This window comes from Dyella sp., assembly GCF_036384435.1.
GTDB lineage: Bacteria > Pseudomonadota > Gammaproteobacteria > Xanthomonadales > Rhodanobacteraceae > GSA-30.
Window position 1 is genome coordinate 24,169 of the sequence record NZ_DASVMI010000184.1, and the last position, 14,129, is coordinate 38,297.

Here is a 14,129-nt window from a genome sequence, read left to right on the forward strand (position 1 = left end):
ATCCGTCTCGATGACACAACATGCAGGCTCAGAGCATCGGCAGTTTCAGCCCTTGCTCCCGCGCGCACTGCACGGCCAGGTCGTAACCGGCATCGGCATGTCGCATGACACCACTAGCTGGATCGTTCCAAAGCACGCGCGCCAGACGACGATCCGCCGCCTCACTACCGTCGCATACAATCACCACGCCGGCATGCTGCGAATAGCCCATGCCCACGCCACCGCCGTGATGCAGACTGACCCAGGTAGCACCGCTTGCCGTGTTGAGCATGGCGTTGAGCAAGGGCCAGTCGCTGACAGCATCGCTGCCATCGCGCATCGCCTCGGTTTCGCGATTGGGACTGGCGACCGAACCGGAATCGAGGTGGTCACGACCAATCACCACCGGCGCCTTGAGTTCGCCCTTGCGAACCATCTCGTTGAACGCCAGTCCCAACTTGTGCCGCTGGCCCAGGCCCACCCAGCAGATACGAGCGGGCAAACCCTGAAAGCTGATGCGCTCACGCGCCATGTCCAGCCAATTGTGCAAATGTGGATCGTCCGGGATCAGCTCCTTTACCTTCTGGTCCGTCCGGTAAATGTCTTCTGGATCACCTGACAGCGCCACCCAGCGAAACGGGCCGACGCCGCGGCAAAACAGCGGCCTGACAAATGCCGGAACGAAACCGGGAAACGCAAACGCGTCGGCACAGCCTTCGTCCTTGGCCATCTGGCGGATATTGTTACCATAATCGAACGTAGGGATACCGTGTGCGTGGAATGCCAGCATGGCCTGTACGTGTTCGCGCATCGATTGCTTGGCTGCCTTGGCCGTGCCGTCCGGATCGCTCTTGCGCCGCTCAAACCATTGCTCCAGCGACCAGCCGATGGGCAGATAACCGTTGACCGGATCGTGCGCGCTGGTCTGATCGGTCACGGCATCGGGACGCACACCGCGACGCACCAGTTCAGGTAGCACTTCCGCTGCGTTGCCAAGCAGTGCCACCGATACTGCCCGGCCTTCGGACGCGTAGCGCGCCATACGCGCCAGCGCGTCGTCCAGATCGATAGCCTGCTCGTCCACGTAGCGCGTCTTGAGGCGAAAATCGATGCGGCTCTGCTGGCACTCGATCACTAGCGAACTGGCGCCGGCCAGACTGGCTGCAAGTGGCTGCGCACCCCCCATGCCGCCCAGGCCCGCCGTAAGGATCCACCGTCCCTTCAGGCTACCGTTGTAATGTTGGCGCCCCATCTCGACAAATGTCTCGTAAGTGCCCTGCACGATGCCCTGAGAGCCGATATAGATCCAGGAACCGGCCGTCATCTGGCCGTACATCATCAGGCCTTTGCGGTCGAGTTCGTTGAAATGCTCCCACGTGGCCCAGGCCGGCACCAGGTTCGAATTGGCGATCAGCACGCGTGGCGCGTCGGCATGGGTAGGAAATACACCGACAGGCTTGCCCGACTGCACGAGTAATGTCTCGTCGTCATTGAGTTCACGCAGCGCACGCAGGATGGCGTCGAAGCATTCCCAATTGCGTGCCGCCCTGCCGATGCCGCCGTACACGACCAGCTCCGCTGGATTTTCCGCCACGTCCGGATCGAGGTTGTTCTGCAACATGCGGAACGGCGCTTCGCTCAGCCAGCTCTTGCAGGATAGTTCGCTACCGCGCGGCGCGCGGATGGTACGAGCGGTATCGATTCGCGTTGGAGCATTCATGGGCAAGATCCTTGACTGCAATCGGGCAAAGGTTCCCGATTATGGGCGTATGCGACGCCCCCTGCCATCTGCACCGCGCCAAAATCCGGCACACGCGAGGCCGGTTTAGGCCCTGTCCTATGCGTCGTGCGATCCACGTCCGAAAACGGCCAGTATCAACCTGCCGACGATGCTAGGCTGAGCCGATGGACATCCTCCAGCAGGACAAAGATGATTCGCTGCCTGATCGCCTGGTCTGCGATCAGGCTCGCCTGAGCCGCGACGCGCGCTTCGACGGCCTGTTTTTCACAGCCGTGACCTCTACGGGGATTTACTGCCGACCTGTCTGTCCGGCACCGCCGCCCAAGCCGCAGAATATCCGCTACTACACGACGGCCGCGGCAGCCGAGGCCGCCGGATTCCGTCCATGCCTGCGTTGTCGCCCCGAGCTATCGCCAGGCAGCGATGGCTGGCGCCGGAGCGATCACGTCGTCGCCCGTGCGCTGAAACTGATCGAGCGTGGTGAGCTGCAGGCATTGTCTCTGCAAGCTCTTGCCCAACGCGTGGGCGTAGGTCCGCGCCAACTGCGGCGCCTTTTCGTCGAAAAACTGGGTGCACCCCCCATCCATGTCTACACGACACGGCGACTGTTGTTTGCCAAGCAACTGCTCACCGAGACGGCCATGCCGGTTACCGATGTCGCCATGGCCTCAGGCTTCGGCAGCCTGCGCCGTTTCAATGCAGCGTTCGCGCAGGCCAACCGTATGTCACCACGCGACCTGCGTCGCCATCCGCGCTCCGCGCCTGCCGAAGCACTGATACTAAGGCTGAACTATCGGCCACCTTACGACTTCAAGGCGATCCTCGACTTTCTGCGAAATCGCGCGCTGCCGGGCGTGGAAGTTGTCGATGAGTGCACCTATGCGCGTGTATTGGGCACTCCGGCAGCACCTGGCTGGCTGCGCTTAAGCGCGTGGTCGAACGACGAGCCAGCTCTGAAACTGCAATTGCACTGCCCTCAACCACAACAGATGCTGCACGTTGTGGGCCGGCTACGCCGTATGTTCGACCTCGACGCCGATCCACAGGCCATTGGCGACCATTTGCGATCCGATCGCCTGCTCAAGCCCATGCTGCGCAAACGTCCTGGCTTGCGACTGCCCGGCGGTTGGGACGGTTTCGAGATCGCCGTCCGCGCCATCCTGGGGCAACAGATATCCGTCGCCGCAGCGCGTACGCTTGCCTCGCGCATCGTACAGCGCTTCGGCGCCGAGTTGGATCTTCCCAGTGAGGCCGGACTGAACCGATGTTTTCCTGGCGCAGAACATCTGGCCGATGCCGACCTGGGGGCCATCGGCCTGACTCGAGCGCGTGCGGATACGATTCGTACCGTCGCGCGTGCCGTCATGGATGGGCGCGCAGGTTTTCATACCGAGCAATCGCTGGACGAGTTCGTCCAACGCTGGGTGGCACTGCCGGGCATTGGGGAGTGGACGGCGCACTACATGGCAATGCGCACTCTCGGCCACCCGGACGCATTTCCGGCCGCCGACTTGATCCTGCGGCGAGTTGCCGGAGGGGGCGAAGCGCTGAGCACTCGCGGCCTTAAGCTGCGCGCAGAACCCTGGCGCCCCTGGCGCGCCTACACTGTCATGCATCTATGGGCGTCGTCGGTCGATGCCACCAGACAGGCCAAGATCCTGTGACCACCCTTTATTACGACGATATTCCCAGCCCGATCGGCATGCTGCGTCTGGTCACCGATGGTACGCATTTGCGCCAGGTGTGGTTCGAACAGGAGCGCCACCCCAAGCATATGAGTCAGGCATGGGTGCGCGACAGTCAGGCAGTCGGCTTTGTGCGTGAGCAACTGGACGAATATTTTGCTGGACAACGGCAAGTATTCGATCTGCCGTTACGTCCCGAGGGCACACCGTTTCAATGCCAAGTATGGAATGAGCTCGCACGCATTCCTTACGCTGTGACAATAAGTTATGGCGAACTTGCCAAGCGCATCGGTCACCCATCCGCCATGCGTGCGGTGGGGGCTGCCAATGGACGCAATCCGATTCCGGTGATCTTGCCGTGCCATCGGGTCATTGGCGCCAGTGGTAGCCTGACCGGATTCGGCGGCGGCTTGCCACGCAAACGCTGGCTGTTGACCATGGAAGACCAGACAGCCCACGGCGACCTTTTCATCGCAGCCAGGCCGTCTCCACTCACCGCTTGCTGATTTTCGAGACTCAGCGAGAAGACGCCGGCGGTGGCGTGGTGGTCGTGTTCTGATAGCGATTTAGCTGCTCGCGCTGCTGTGCGTTGTAGTTATCCTGGCGCGCCTTGTCGGCTTGATTCATCTGCTGAAGCATGGCCGGATTGTTGGCGTTCGGTACACGGGACGTGTTCTGGATATTTTGCTGCAACTGCTCACGCTGCCGATTCTGCTCGATCTGATTGCGGATCTGCTGTTGCTGCTGGGCTTGCTGGTTCTGGTAGTACGACGCTGGCGGCGAAATGACTCGTGGCGGAGGCGGCGGAGGCGACGCCGGCTTTGGAGCTGGCTTCTGCTGCGCCATGGCCATGCTGGCGCATAGGCAAAGCACCACCCCAAGCGCGCCACGAAGGCTGAAAATAACCTTGAATGAATTTTGGGAAGGACGTGTAATAGTCATGTGAGTAAGCGATCATGGTGGGGTAGCCCAGATTCAATCCTACGGATCCACTCATGAAATTCCTGTTTCGCGCCGCATGTCTTGCCATCGCGGTGTTCAGCGCCGGTTGTGCCGTTACTCCTGTAGCCGTCCCGCCCGTTTCGGTGGCTTCGCAAGATTCCGCCGGACGAACGCCATTATTGCTCATATCCATCGATGGCTTTCGTGCCGATTACCTCGATCGCGGCCTGAGCCCGACGCTTAAGATGCTGGCCGAGGACGGCGTACACGCCGATGCGATGCAACCTTCGTTTCCATCGCTGACCTTTCCCAATCATTACACCATCGTTACCGGCCTGCGCCCCGATCATCACGGCATCGTCAACAACACGATGACCGATCCGGTACTGGGCAAATTCTCGCTCGGCAATCGCGAGGCGGTGGCTGATCGGCGCTGGTGGGACGAAGGCATGCCGTTGTGGGAAACGGTCCGCCGCAGCGGCCTGAAAAGCGCCACGATGTTCTGGCCGGGCTCGGAGGCGGAAATTCAGGGGCACCATCCCGATTACTGGAAATCCTACGACGGCAAGGTCACGCCGGCTCAGCGGGTCGACCAGACGCTGGCCTGGCTTGATCTTCCTGCTAGCTCACGGCCAACCTTCCTGACCCTGTATTTCGATGCAGTCGATCATGCAGGCCACAGTTACGGCCCGGACTCGTCGCAGGTGAACGATGCCATCGGCGAAACCGATGCCGCTCTCGCTCGACTGGTCCAAGGCTTGCGTCAGCGTCATCTGCTCGATCGCATCAACATCATCATCCTGGCCGACCACGGCATGGCAGGTGTACCGCGGGAAAACAGTATCCTGATGGATAAGCTCGTACCGATCGACAAGGTCGATACGGTGAGCCTGGGCATTCTCGCCGGGTTCGACCCCAAGCCACATGGACAGGCCCAATTCCTCGCCATCGAGCGGCAACTGGAAAAACCCCAGCAGCACATGCAGTGCTGGGACAAGAGCCGCGTGCCGGCACGCCTGGCTTACGGCGGCAATTCACGCGTACCTCAACTGCTTTGTCTGGCCGACACTGGCTGGCGTATTGCCACCACCGATGCTCTCGCCCGTCGCAACGGCAAGGTAAGCCTGGGCGATCACGGGTACGACAATGCCGATCCACTCATGCGCGCGTTGTTCGTGGCACATGGCCCGGCGTTCAAGCAAGGTATTCGTGTGGCTGAATTCCCGAATGTGGATGTCTACCCGTTGATGGCACACTTGCTTGGCGTGGTGCCTGCGCCGAACGATGGTCATTACGACGATGTCAAGGACATGCTCAAATAAGGCACCGGCCTTACATGAGATTGCATGATCCCGAACAGGTTGCGATCGAGATCACGCCAATAGACCGACATGATCGGTCCCTGGGCGCCGGGACGCTGTACTGCCCCCCACAGGGGCCACGCCGCACCGTCGGGATGACGTATGACATCATCAAACGGCGCTGCAGCAAAAAGACACAAGATCCTCCGGGTCAGGCGTGGGACGATCAGCCTTGGGACCAAACTCGCTGCCCTGCGGGTGCAGGTTTATTTTCTGGTACCCGAACGACAGCGCCTTGCACCCCTGGCCAAAGCTCACCACTCACAAAACAGGCACACGCGCGTAGAACGCGCAGGTTGCCTCGATATCGACGACGGTAAGCACCGGATGACCGGGTGAATCCATCCTCACGGCATCGCGCCCTTGCTCATCGGCGTGGGCGGCGTCGATACGCCGGGCAGTGGGGGCACCCGGTACAACCAGAGTGCAATCAGCAAGCCCAGCACAACCAGCACACCGACGAATGCGGCCACGCCATACCAGCCGTGGCGAGCATAGAACAGGCCGCCACTGGCGCCGGCAATGCTCGAACCCATGTAATAGGAAAACAGGTACATCGACGAGGCCTGCGCCTTGGAGGCTCCGGCCCGGCGTCCGACCCAACTGCTCACGATGGAGTGTCCGCCGAAAAAACCGAAGGTGATCGCCACGATGCCCGGGATGATCAGCCACAGACTATCGGCCAGCGTCATCGCTGTGCCAGCCACCATGAGCGCGAAGGCGGTCCACAGCACCTTGCGTCGCCCCATCCGGCCAGCCAGGTAACCCATCCAGGCCGAACTGAAGGTACCCACCAGATACACGCTGAAGATCAGGCCCACCAGTGCCTGGCTCAGCCCGAACGGCGCCGCCAGCAAACGGTAGCCAAGGTAGTTGTACACGGTGACGAAAGCGCCCAGCAGCAGGAACCCCTGAACGAACAGCCAAGGGAGTGCAGCGTCGCGAAACATCGCCGCAAAGCGGTTCAATAACGCACGTGCATCCAACGGCTTGTGTTCGAAATGCCGCGACGGCGGTAACGCATGCCAGAACACCAGCGCAGACACCAGGCCAATGCCTCCGACCACCGCGATACCCACGCGCCAGCCGAACCAGCCAGCGAGCACGCCTGACACCAATCGTCCGCCCATGCCGCCCACGGCACTGCCACTGATATAGAGCCCCATACCCAGGCCGATTGAATCCGGATGCATCTCTTCGCTGAGATAGGTCATCGCCACTGCCGGCAAACCGCTGAGGCTGATGCCCAACAGGGTCCGCAATAGCAACAGCTGATGCCACCCCGTGGTGCAGGCCGAACACAACACCAGCAGCGCCGATACCAGCAGCGAGACCACCATCACGGGTTTGCGGCCCCAGGCATCGGAAACACCACCGGCAAACAGCATGGCCACGGCAAGCACACCGGTCGTGACCGAGAGCGACAAGGCACTGGTCGCCTCGCTGATCACGTAGTGCCGACTGAATTCCGGCATCAATGGCTGCACGCAATAGAGCAACCCGAAGGTCGCCAGGCCTGCAGCGAACAACGCCAGGTTGGTGGCCCGGAAAGCCGGCGTACCGTGACGAATCCAGTCATCGTCACCCACTCCTGGCGCTGGAATGATCGGGGTATTCATTCAATGCAGCATAAAACCATCGGCGTCTTCGATCGATAACGATCATGCGATGGACTTATAGGGCAGACCTATCAGCACCCGCTATGACTTGGGGCACGGGCGCCGAGCGGAGCCAGGCAGCACACTGCGACCCAATCTCGCCCTGGAATCGAGGCATGCGAAAGCTACTCCATGCTTGGTCGATCGTGGCCTTGATCGCGTCGCCGTGCTGGGCGGGCGATGCCACTGTGCCCGTGCGCGACCAGATCACTGCGCTGACCCAGCGATTGATGGATGGCATCGGCGCAGGCGACAAGGCGCTGTGGCAGGAAACGCTCACCGATGACGCGATCGTTGTCGACGAATTTGGCCGCCGTCAAGGCAAACAGGAACTGATCGACTCGCTCCGTGCCTTCCCTGCCGGATTCTCCGGCAGCATCGAAGTGCGCGATGCCCAGGTTCATGAATACGGCGATACTGTCGTCATGCGATTCGAAGGTTACGAGCGCGAGACAGTTTTTGGGCAGCACTTCATCGTACGCTACATCAATGTGATGACATACGTGAGGGATCATGACCGCTGGAAGCTGGCCGGCTATGAGGCAGTCACCCTGCCAACACCACCGCCTTCGCTGGAAGTGGCCGACCTGCCCCTGGACGACTATCGCGGCAGTTACCGCTATGCACCGAATCGCGCGTGGGTCGTGAGCGTCAGGAACGGTGCTATCGGCTATGTAACCGGCGCCGGCCGCGCATTCGACCCACTCGAGCCGGTCGCTCGGGACGTATTCATGAGCACTGACGACGAGCGCAATCTGCTTGTATTCCGGCGAGATCGGCAAGGCAACGTGGTCGAACTGATCGAACGCCGCAAGTTCAATGACCTTCATCTGCGCCGCGAGAACTGAGTTTCAGCTGGCCAGCGGCAGATAAAGCGTTATGGCCAGGCCACCGCCCTCGGCGTTGGCCGCTTCGATACGCCCCCCATGCGCCTGCACCACGCGTTGCACGATCGACAGGCCCAGACCGTGCCCTTCAGCACGCGATGCATTGCTGCCACGATAGAAAGGACGAAACATCAGGTCCAGCTCATCCACGGGAACGCCTGGTCCATGATCACGCAAGCACAATTGCGCGTGTCCAGCCTCCAGCGTGATCGCCACATCGATGTCCCCATGTTCGGGGCTGAACTTGATCGCATTGGAAACCAGGTTGTCCAGCGCGCGCTCCAGCAACAGCCGGCTGCCCAGCACGCAAGCGTGCCCGCTGGCGAGCAGGCGCAGGTTCACCTGACGCGCCCGGGCGTCAATGGCGGCAGCTTCCAGGCGCTCAACCAGCAATTCGTCCAGCGGCACCGCTTCTCTCTCCATGCCCGGCAAGCCGGCTTCGAGGCGCGAGAGTGCCAGCATTTCGCCAGTCATGCGATCGAGCCGGACAATCTCTCGCTCGGCGTGCGCAAAGTGTCCATCGGCGTCTTGCCGGCTCTGGCTGTGCTGGGCGAGGTCCATGATCAAATGCAGGCGCGCCAGAGGTGAGCGCAATTCATGCGATAGATCTTGCAGAACGCCACGCTCGTGCGCGATCAACATCTCGATGCGCTCAGCCATACCGTTGAAGTCACGCGAAAGCTCGCCCAGTTCATCATGTTTGTTCTTCCACGGCGCATCCACGCGGGTGGAGAATTCGCCCTTCGCCATGCGTCGGGTCGCGTCACGCAGCGCCTCGACCGGACGCGCCACGCTGCGCGCGACCCACCAACCGGCAATGGCAATGAACAATAGTGACAAGGCCAGTTGTACTCCCAGCAGAATCTGCTGGCGCATTCTGGGAGGCACGCGCGCGAGTGAATTGCTGATGGCCACCATTTCGCGCACCGTGCCATCGCTGCCGGTCACCTGCTGCACCGCAAAGTAGTAACCAGGCCACGGCTCCAGCTCAACGTCGCGGCCATCCTCGAGCAAGCCGGGCAACTGCTGCCGCAACGACTGCGGCATGCGCATGTCGCGCAGAGGCTGGCCGTTTTCATACAGCGTCGCATCGACACCGACACGTCGCTCCTGGCGTGCCCAGGCACCGAATCCTTCCTTTCCGCCAGCCTCGTAGGCCTGCGTGGCCTGTTGGGCAATCGCCGGCCAGTCGATATCCTGCGCTGAGGAATATTCGATGAATCGCCGCGTCAACACACCGCCAACGAACAGCACCAGCAGGTTTACCACGCAGAACCACACCAGCACGCGCCAGAACAAGGGACTGCGAAGAGGGCTGCGAAAACGGATCATGCGCGCGCCCCGACCACCAGCACATAACCGGCGCCGCGCACCGACTCGATGCGCAAGGAGGTTTCATCCGCTTCGGCCAGCTTGTGGCGAAGCCGGCTGACGTGCACGTCCACGCTGCGATCGAAGCGCTCCAGTTCACGCCCGAGCGCAGCCCGCGTCAGCGTGGCCTTATCGATCACCTCGCCGGCGCGCTGCGCCAGGCTCAGCAGCAAGAGGAACTCTGCAGCGGTAAGGCTCAGTTCGTTTTCGCCCACAAGGGCACGACGCTCACCTGGCAACAGCCTGAGCTGGCCGATAGTGATCGTACCGGCTCCTTCCACGGTGTGGCGTCGCAGTTGTGCGCGCACGCGGGCAAGCAATTCGCGTGGCAGGCAAGGTTTGGACAGGTAATCATCGGCGCCCAGCTCCAACCCCACCACGCGGTCCACCGGTTCGCCACGTGCCGACAACATGATCACGGGCAGGCGATGCTGTAGACGCAGCTCGCGCAGCGTATCCAGGCCATTCTGGCCCGGCATCATCACGTCGAGGATCATCAGGTCTGGCCGTGTGGCGGCATCGCGCAGTCGGGCCAGCGCCGACTCCCCATCGTGCACTGCATCGACCTCCAACCCTTCGCGGCGAAGGTATTCGGTCAGCAGCGCGCACAGTTCGCGGTCGTCGTCGGCAATCAGGATTCGGGACATGGGGATAAGCGTAAAGGGAATCGCCCTGGCGCGGGGCAGACAGTGAAATCTTGCGACACCTCGAAGATTAAGCGCTTTACCTGTCCGGTAGCCCCAGCCAAGAGCACGGACATGGCTGTCTTTACCGATCTTTACGCAGTCGCAAAGCTCATAAACCCCACCCCATCGTTCAATATCCCTGCAAGTGAGGTCCCCCCAACGGAGCACATACCATGCGCAAGATCCTTCCCCTCTCGTTCCTTCTCACCGCCGCCCTTGGCGCCTCGGCCCTGGCCTTTGCCAACCCGCAGGACGACAGCGCAGCCCCCGGCCCAGCCGCCCATGGTCAGTGGCACGGTGGTCACCATGGTCACCACGGCCCGTTCATGGCGCTCAAGCAATTGAACCTGACCGACGACCAGAAGGCCCAGGTAAAGCAGATCGTCAAGCAGGGCTTCGGCCAGCTCAAGCCGCAATTCGCGGCCGTGCGCCAGCAGCGCCAGGCGTTCGAGGCGCTGACGCCTGACGCCGCCGGCTACCAGCAGGCGGCTGCCAGCCTCGCACAGGCCGAAGCCAGTCTGACCCAGGCTCGCGTGACCCAGAATGCGACCACCCGCGCGCAGATCTACAACATCCTGACCAGCGCACAGAAGTCGCAGCTCGCCTCGCTCAAGGCCCAGCACGAACAACGCGTGCAGCAGTGGAAGCAGCAGCGCGCCCAGCAGGCGGCAGGCGCCAGCCAGTCCGCGCAGTAACACGGTCGTCGCAACACGACGAAGCCGCCGGCACATGCCGGCGGCTTTTTTGTACCTGATCGGTCGTTCATGGCTAAGGATCAGTCTCTGTAATCAGCGTGCGGGAACTCGGCGCTGAAGTCCTTCGAGAGGATCGGCGGACATGACGCCTTCGAGGAGAGGTGCTTGGCGATGCCTAAGACTTGCAGCTTCGAGGGTTTAAAAACCTCCATCTGCGACGGGATTGCAGACTGCTTCGCGAATGAATTGGTTCCTGCCAGGTAGGCGGGACGCGATGTCATCGTGACCGGAAAGTTTAGAGCTGCCATCTGCGATCACATCGCAGATCGCCCCGTTGCAAGAGCGATTTCAATCGCGATGCAAGCCGCGACGAGGTCGCGGCTTGCATGTTTCAATAATCCAATCTACGCCTGAATCGCAGACCACATGGCGAATGAATTCACCCCGTGAGGCCCATTAGGTCAACAGGACCCACTCGATCAACGGTAATGACCGCCGACCCACACTCCACCCGCCCAATGACCAGGCACCCAGTAGCCACCATGGCGTGGCGCCACAACGACACATCCAGTCAACGCAGCAGCCGTGGTCATCAGCATGGCAGCGGTCAGGCAGATTATCATCAGACGACGCATGGGCACTCTCCTCGTGGAAACTTGCGTACTAAAACGCAGTCCTTCGAGGCAACGATGACAGCCGTATTGTTGGGCGATAACTTCCATTCATGCCAAGTTGTCGCAACCTGGCATGTACATTCAGCTGGTGGCAAGCTGCTCGACAACTGCCCGATAGCGGGCAGCGATGCCGGCTTCATCACGATGATGGAAATCGCGCACTACCCATTGCCCGCCGACCATGACATCGCGTACCAGCGGCGCGTTGCCGGCAAAGAGAAAGCTGTCCATCAGTGATGCCGCGCCTCGCGCCGCCAGTTGCGGCGCATCGTCATCGAGCACGATGACATCGGCACGCCGTCCCTCGCTGAGCTCACCGATGGATAACCCGGACGCCCGCGTGCCGCCTGCCAGCGCCGAGCGCCACAGCACTTCGCCAACACTTTGTCCTTCACGACGCGTGGCGATGTTGCGGTGACGCGTTGCCAATCGCTGCCCGTATTCCAGCCAGCGCAACTCCTCGACCGGCGATATGGAGATATGTGAATCCGAGCCGATACCGAAACTACCGTGCGCATCAAGGTAATCGCCAAGCGGGAACAGACCATCCCCCAGGTTGGCTTCTGTGGTGGGACATAACCCCGCGACGGCACCGCTGTGTGCAATCTGCGCGACCTCGTGATCCTCCAGATGCGTGGCATGCACCAGGCACCAGCGAGAGTCTACGTCGACATGGTCGTACAGCCATTCCACCGGCCGCTGGCCGCGCGTTGCCAGGCAATCCTGTACCTCGCCGATCTGTTCGGCGATATGGATATGGATCGGCATATCGCGTGGCAGTTCGGCGGCCAATACGTCGCGCAACGCATGTTCAGGCACGGCACGCAACGAATGCAGCGCCATGCCAACTCGCAGGTCGCCAGTCTCCTGCTTGCGAAGGTTATCCAGCAAGCGCAAGTAAGCCTGCACGTCATGCCCGAAGCGACATTGCCGCGGCGCAAGCGCACGTCCGTCAAAGCCACCGCTCATGTACAACACCGGCAACAAGGTCAGCGCGATACCTGCCTCACGGGCAGCATCGATCAAGGCCAGGGACATGGCTTCGGGCTGAGCATAGGTGCCCCCGTCAGGACGATGGTGCAGATAATGGAACTCGCAGACTTGCGTATAACCGGCCTTGAGCATTTCGACGTAGAGCTGCGCGGCGATCGCCTTGAGCTCATCAGGCCCGATAGCCGCGGCAAATGCATACATCGTTTCGCGCCACGTCCAGAAACTGTCATCCGTACGGCCACGACGTTCGGCCAGGCCTGCCATCGCGCGCTGGAAAGCATGCGAATGCAGGTTGGGCATGCCGGGCAAGGCCCAGGCTCCCAGGCGCTCGGCAGGCCCTTCTGCGGGAGCTACATGCCCGCTTGCATCCACACCGATCACCCCGTCTTCTTGCCAGCCCTGGCTAGTCCATACCCGGTCGGCGCGAAAATGACGGATGCGATGGCTGTCGATCATGGCGATAAGCCCAGAGAAGGATGCCAATCAGTGTAGATGAACCGGGTGAAAACCGTTTCACCGCTTTTCTCACCTCGATCACGCATAATTGCAGGCATGGCCAAGAAAACCCCTGAGCACACCCCTAAGCTCCAGCTTCGTCAGGCCGTACCTGCCGACGTGCCTGCCCTGGTCGATCTCACGGCTCGTGTCTACACGCCCGAATGGGGCCACTCGGCGGAAATGCTGCGCTCACAGCAGACGCATTTTCCCGAAGGTCAGTTCGTGGTGGAATACGAAGGCAAGCTCGTGGGCTACTGCGCGACCTTTCGTACCGATGAAGCCACCGCCTTGTCGCCCCACACCTGGATGCAGATCACCGGCGGCGGCATGGCCTCGCGACACAAGGCCGACGGCAACTGGCTTTACGGCATGGAGGTTGTCGTCCACCCCGAATTTCGTGGCATGCGCATCGGGCAGCGCCTGTATCAGGCACGCAAGCGCCTGTGCACGGAGCTGAAACTGCGCGGCATCGTATTCGGCGGCCGTATCCCGGGCCTGGCCAGGAATATGCAGCGTTATGGCAGCCCCGAGGGTTACGTACAAGCCGTGGTCGAGGGCAAGCGCCGCGATCTCACCCTCAGTTTCCAGCTGAGCAACGAATTCCAGGTGATCGGGCTGCTGAAAGGCTACGTACCATCCGACTACGACTCGCTGGGTTATGCAGCGCACCTGGCGTGGCGTAATCCGCGCCTGCTCAATCATCCGGATACTCCCTCGATACCCACGCCGCAGCGTCTGCCTGACGCGGTGCGCATCGCCTCGGTGCAGTACCAGCAGCGCCGGATCAAATCATTCGAAGAGTTCGCCACTCAGGTGGAATATTTCACTGACATCGCTGCCGATTACAACGCGGATTTCGTGACATTCCCCGAACTGATCACGCTGCAATTGCTGTCCATCGAGAACGAAGAGCTCTCTCCCGTGGAAGCGATCCGCAAGCTCAGCCACTACACGCCCCA

The 14,129-nt window shown here is 61.3% G+C and carries 13 protein-coding genes; 6 read left to right on the forward strand and 7 right to left on the reverse strand.

Features of this window, described 5'->3' with window-relative positions; all coding sequences use genetic code 11:
• Nucleotides 1-28 precede the first annotated feature (28 nt).
• On the reverse strand, nucleotides 29-1,699 hold the full coding sequence (hutU, locus tag VF436_RS19760; protein WP_330905767.1) for a urocanate hydratase: 1,671 nt from the start codon (nucleotides 1,697-1,699) through the stop codon (nucleotides 29-31).
• A 185-nt stretch (nucleotides 1,700-1,884) separates the two neighbouring features.
• Here hutU and VF436_RS19765 point away from each other — a divergent pair, with 185 nt between their 5' ends.
• On the forward strand, nucleotides 1,885-3,384 hold the full coding sequence (locus tag VF436_RS19765; protein ID WP_330905768.1) for a DNA-3-methyladenine glycosylase 2 family protein: 1,500 nt from the start codon (nucleotides 1,885-1,887) through the stop codon (nucleotides 3,382-3,384).
• Nucleotides 3,339-3,911 carry a methylated-DNA--[protein]-cysteine S-methyltransferase gene (locus VF436_RS19770; protein WP_330905769.1) on the forward strand — a complete coding sequence of 191 codons (573 nt, stop codon included), beginning with the start codon at nucleotides 3,339-3,341 and terminating at the stop codon, nucleotides 3,909-3,911. The genes VF436_RS19765 and VF436_RS19770 overlap by 46 nt, the downstream gene beginning before the upstream one ends.
• A 10-nt stretch (nucleotides 3,912-3,921) precedes the next feature.
• On the opposite strand, the gene VF436_RS19775 is transcribed toward VF436_RS19770, so the two are convergent.
• Nucleotides 3,922-4,347 carry a hypothetical protein gene (locus tag VF436_RS19775; RefSeq protein WP_330905770.1) on the reverse strand — a complete coding sequence of 142 codons (426 nt, stop codon included), beginning with the start codon at nucleotides 4,345-4,347 and terminating at the stop codon, nucleotides 3,922-3,924.
• A 53-nt stretch (nucleotides 4,348-4,400) separates the two neighbouring features.
• Here VF436_RS19775 and VF436_RS19780 point away from each other — a divergent pair, with 53 nt between their 5' ends.
• Nucleotides 4,401-5,669: an ectonucleotide pyrophosphatase/phosphodiesterase gene (locus VF436_RS19780; RefSeq protein WP_330905771.1), complete on the forward strand. Its 1,269-nt coding sequence runs from the start codon at nucleotides 4,401-4,403 to the stop codon at nucleotides 5,667-5,669.
• 386 nt (nucleotides 5,670-6,055) lie between these two features.
• Here VF436_RS19780 and VF436_RS19790 read toward each other — a convergent pair whose 3' ends face one another.
• Complete coding sequence (locus VF436_RS19790; protein WP_330905772.1) at nucleotides 6,056-7,327, reverse strand: MFS transporter; 1,272 nt, start codon at nucleotides 7,325-7,327, stop codon at nucleotides 6,056-6,058.
• Nucleotides 7,328-7,482: 155 nt separating this feature from the next.
• Between VF436_RS19790 and VF436_RS19795 the strand changes: the two genes are divergently transcribed.
• The gene (locus VF436_RS19795) at nucleotides 7,483-8,214 is read left to right on the forward strand and encodes a DUF4440 domain-containing protein (RefSeq protein WP_330905773.1); all 732 of its coding nucleotides are present in this window, start codon (nucleotides 7,483-7,485) and stop codon (nucleotides 8,212-8,214) included.
• 3 nt (nucleotides 8,215-8,217) lie between these two features.
• On the opposite strand, the gene VF436_RS19800 is transcribed toward VF436_RS19795, so the two are convergent.
• Together VF436_RS19800 and VF436_RS19805 are read right to left on the reverse strand one after the other, a co-directional pair.
• The gene (locus VF436_RS19800; RefSeq protein WP_330905774.1) at nucleotides 8,218-9,585 is read right to left on the reverse strand and encodes a HAMP domain-containing sensor histidine kinase; all 1,368 of its coding nucleotides are present in this window, start codon (nucleotides 9,583-9,585) and stop codon (nucleotides 8,218-8,220) included.
• Nucleotides 9,582-10,271, reverse strand: a complete 690-nt coding sequence (locus tag VF436_RS19805) for a response regulator transcription factor (RefSeq protein ID WP_330905775.1) — start codon at nucleotides 10,269-10,271, stop codon at nucleotides 9,582-9,584. The genes VF436_RS19800 and VF436_RS19805 overlap by 4 nt, the downstream gene beginning before the upstream one ends.
• 212 nt (nucleotides 10,272-10,483) lie before the next feature.
• Between VF436_RS19805 and VF436_RS19810 the strand changes: the two genes are divergently transcribed.
• Complete coding sequence (locus VF436_RS19810) at nucleotides 10,484-11,005, forward strand: Spy/CpxP family protein refolding chaperone (RefSeq protein ID WP_330905776.1); 522 nt, start codon at nucleotides 10,484-10,486, stop codon at nucleotides 11,003-11,005.
• A gap of 479 nt (nucleotides 11,006-11,484) precedes the next feature.
• Here the strand turns inward: VF436_RS19810 and VF436_RS19815 are convergent, their stop codons facing one another.
• Both VF436_RS19815 and VF436_RS19820 read right to left on the reverse strand, forming a co-directional pair.
• The gene (locus VF436_RS19815) at nucleotides 11,485-11,640 is read right to left on the reverse strand and encodes a hypothetical protein (protein WP_330905777.1); all 156 of its coding nucleotides are present in this window, start codon (nucleotides 11,638-11,640) and stop codon (nucleotides 11,485-11,487) included.
• 120 nt (nucleotides 11,641-11,760) lie between these two features.
• Nucleotides 11,761-13,128: a formimidoylglutamate deiminase gene (locus VF436_RS19820; protein WP_330905778.1), complete on the reverse strand. Its 1,368-nt coding sequence runs from the start codon at nucleotides 13,126-13,128 to the stop codon at nucleotides 11,761-11,763.
• A gap of 96 nt (nucleotides 13,129-13,224) precedes the next feature.
• Here VF436_RS19820 and VF436_RS19825 point away from each other — a divergent pair.
• Nucleotides 13,225-14,129: GNAT family N-acetyltransferase (locus tag VF436_RS19825; RefSeq protein ID WP_330905779.1), on the forward strand; the 905-nt coding region annotated here is incomplete at its 3' end.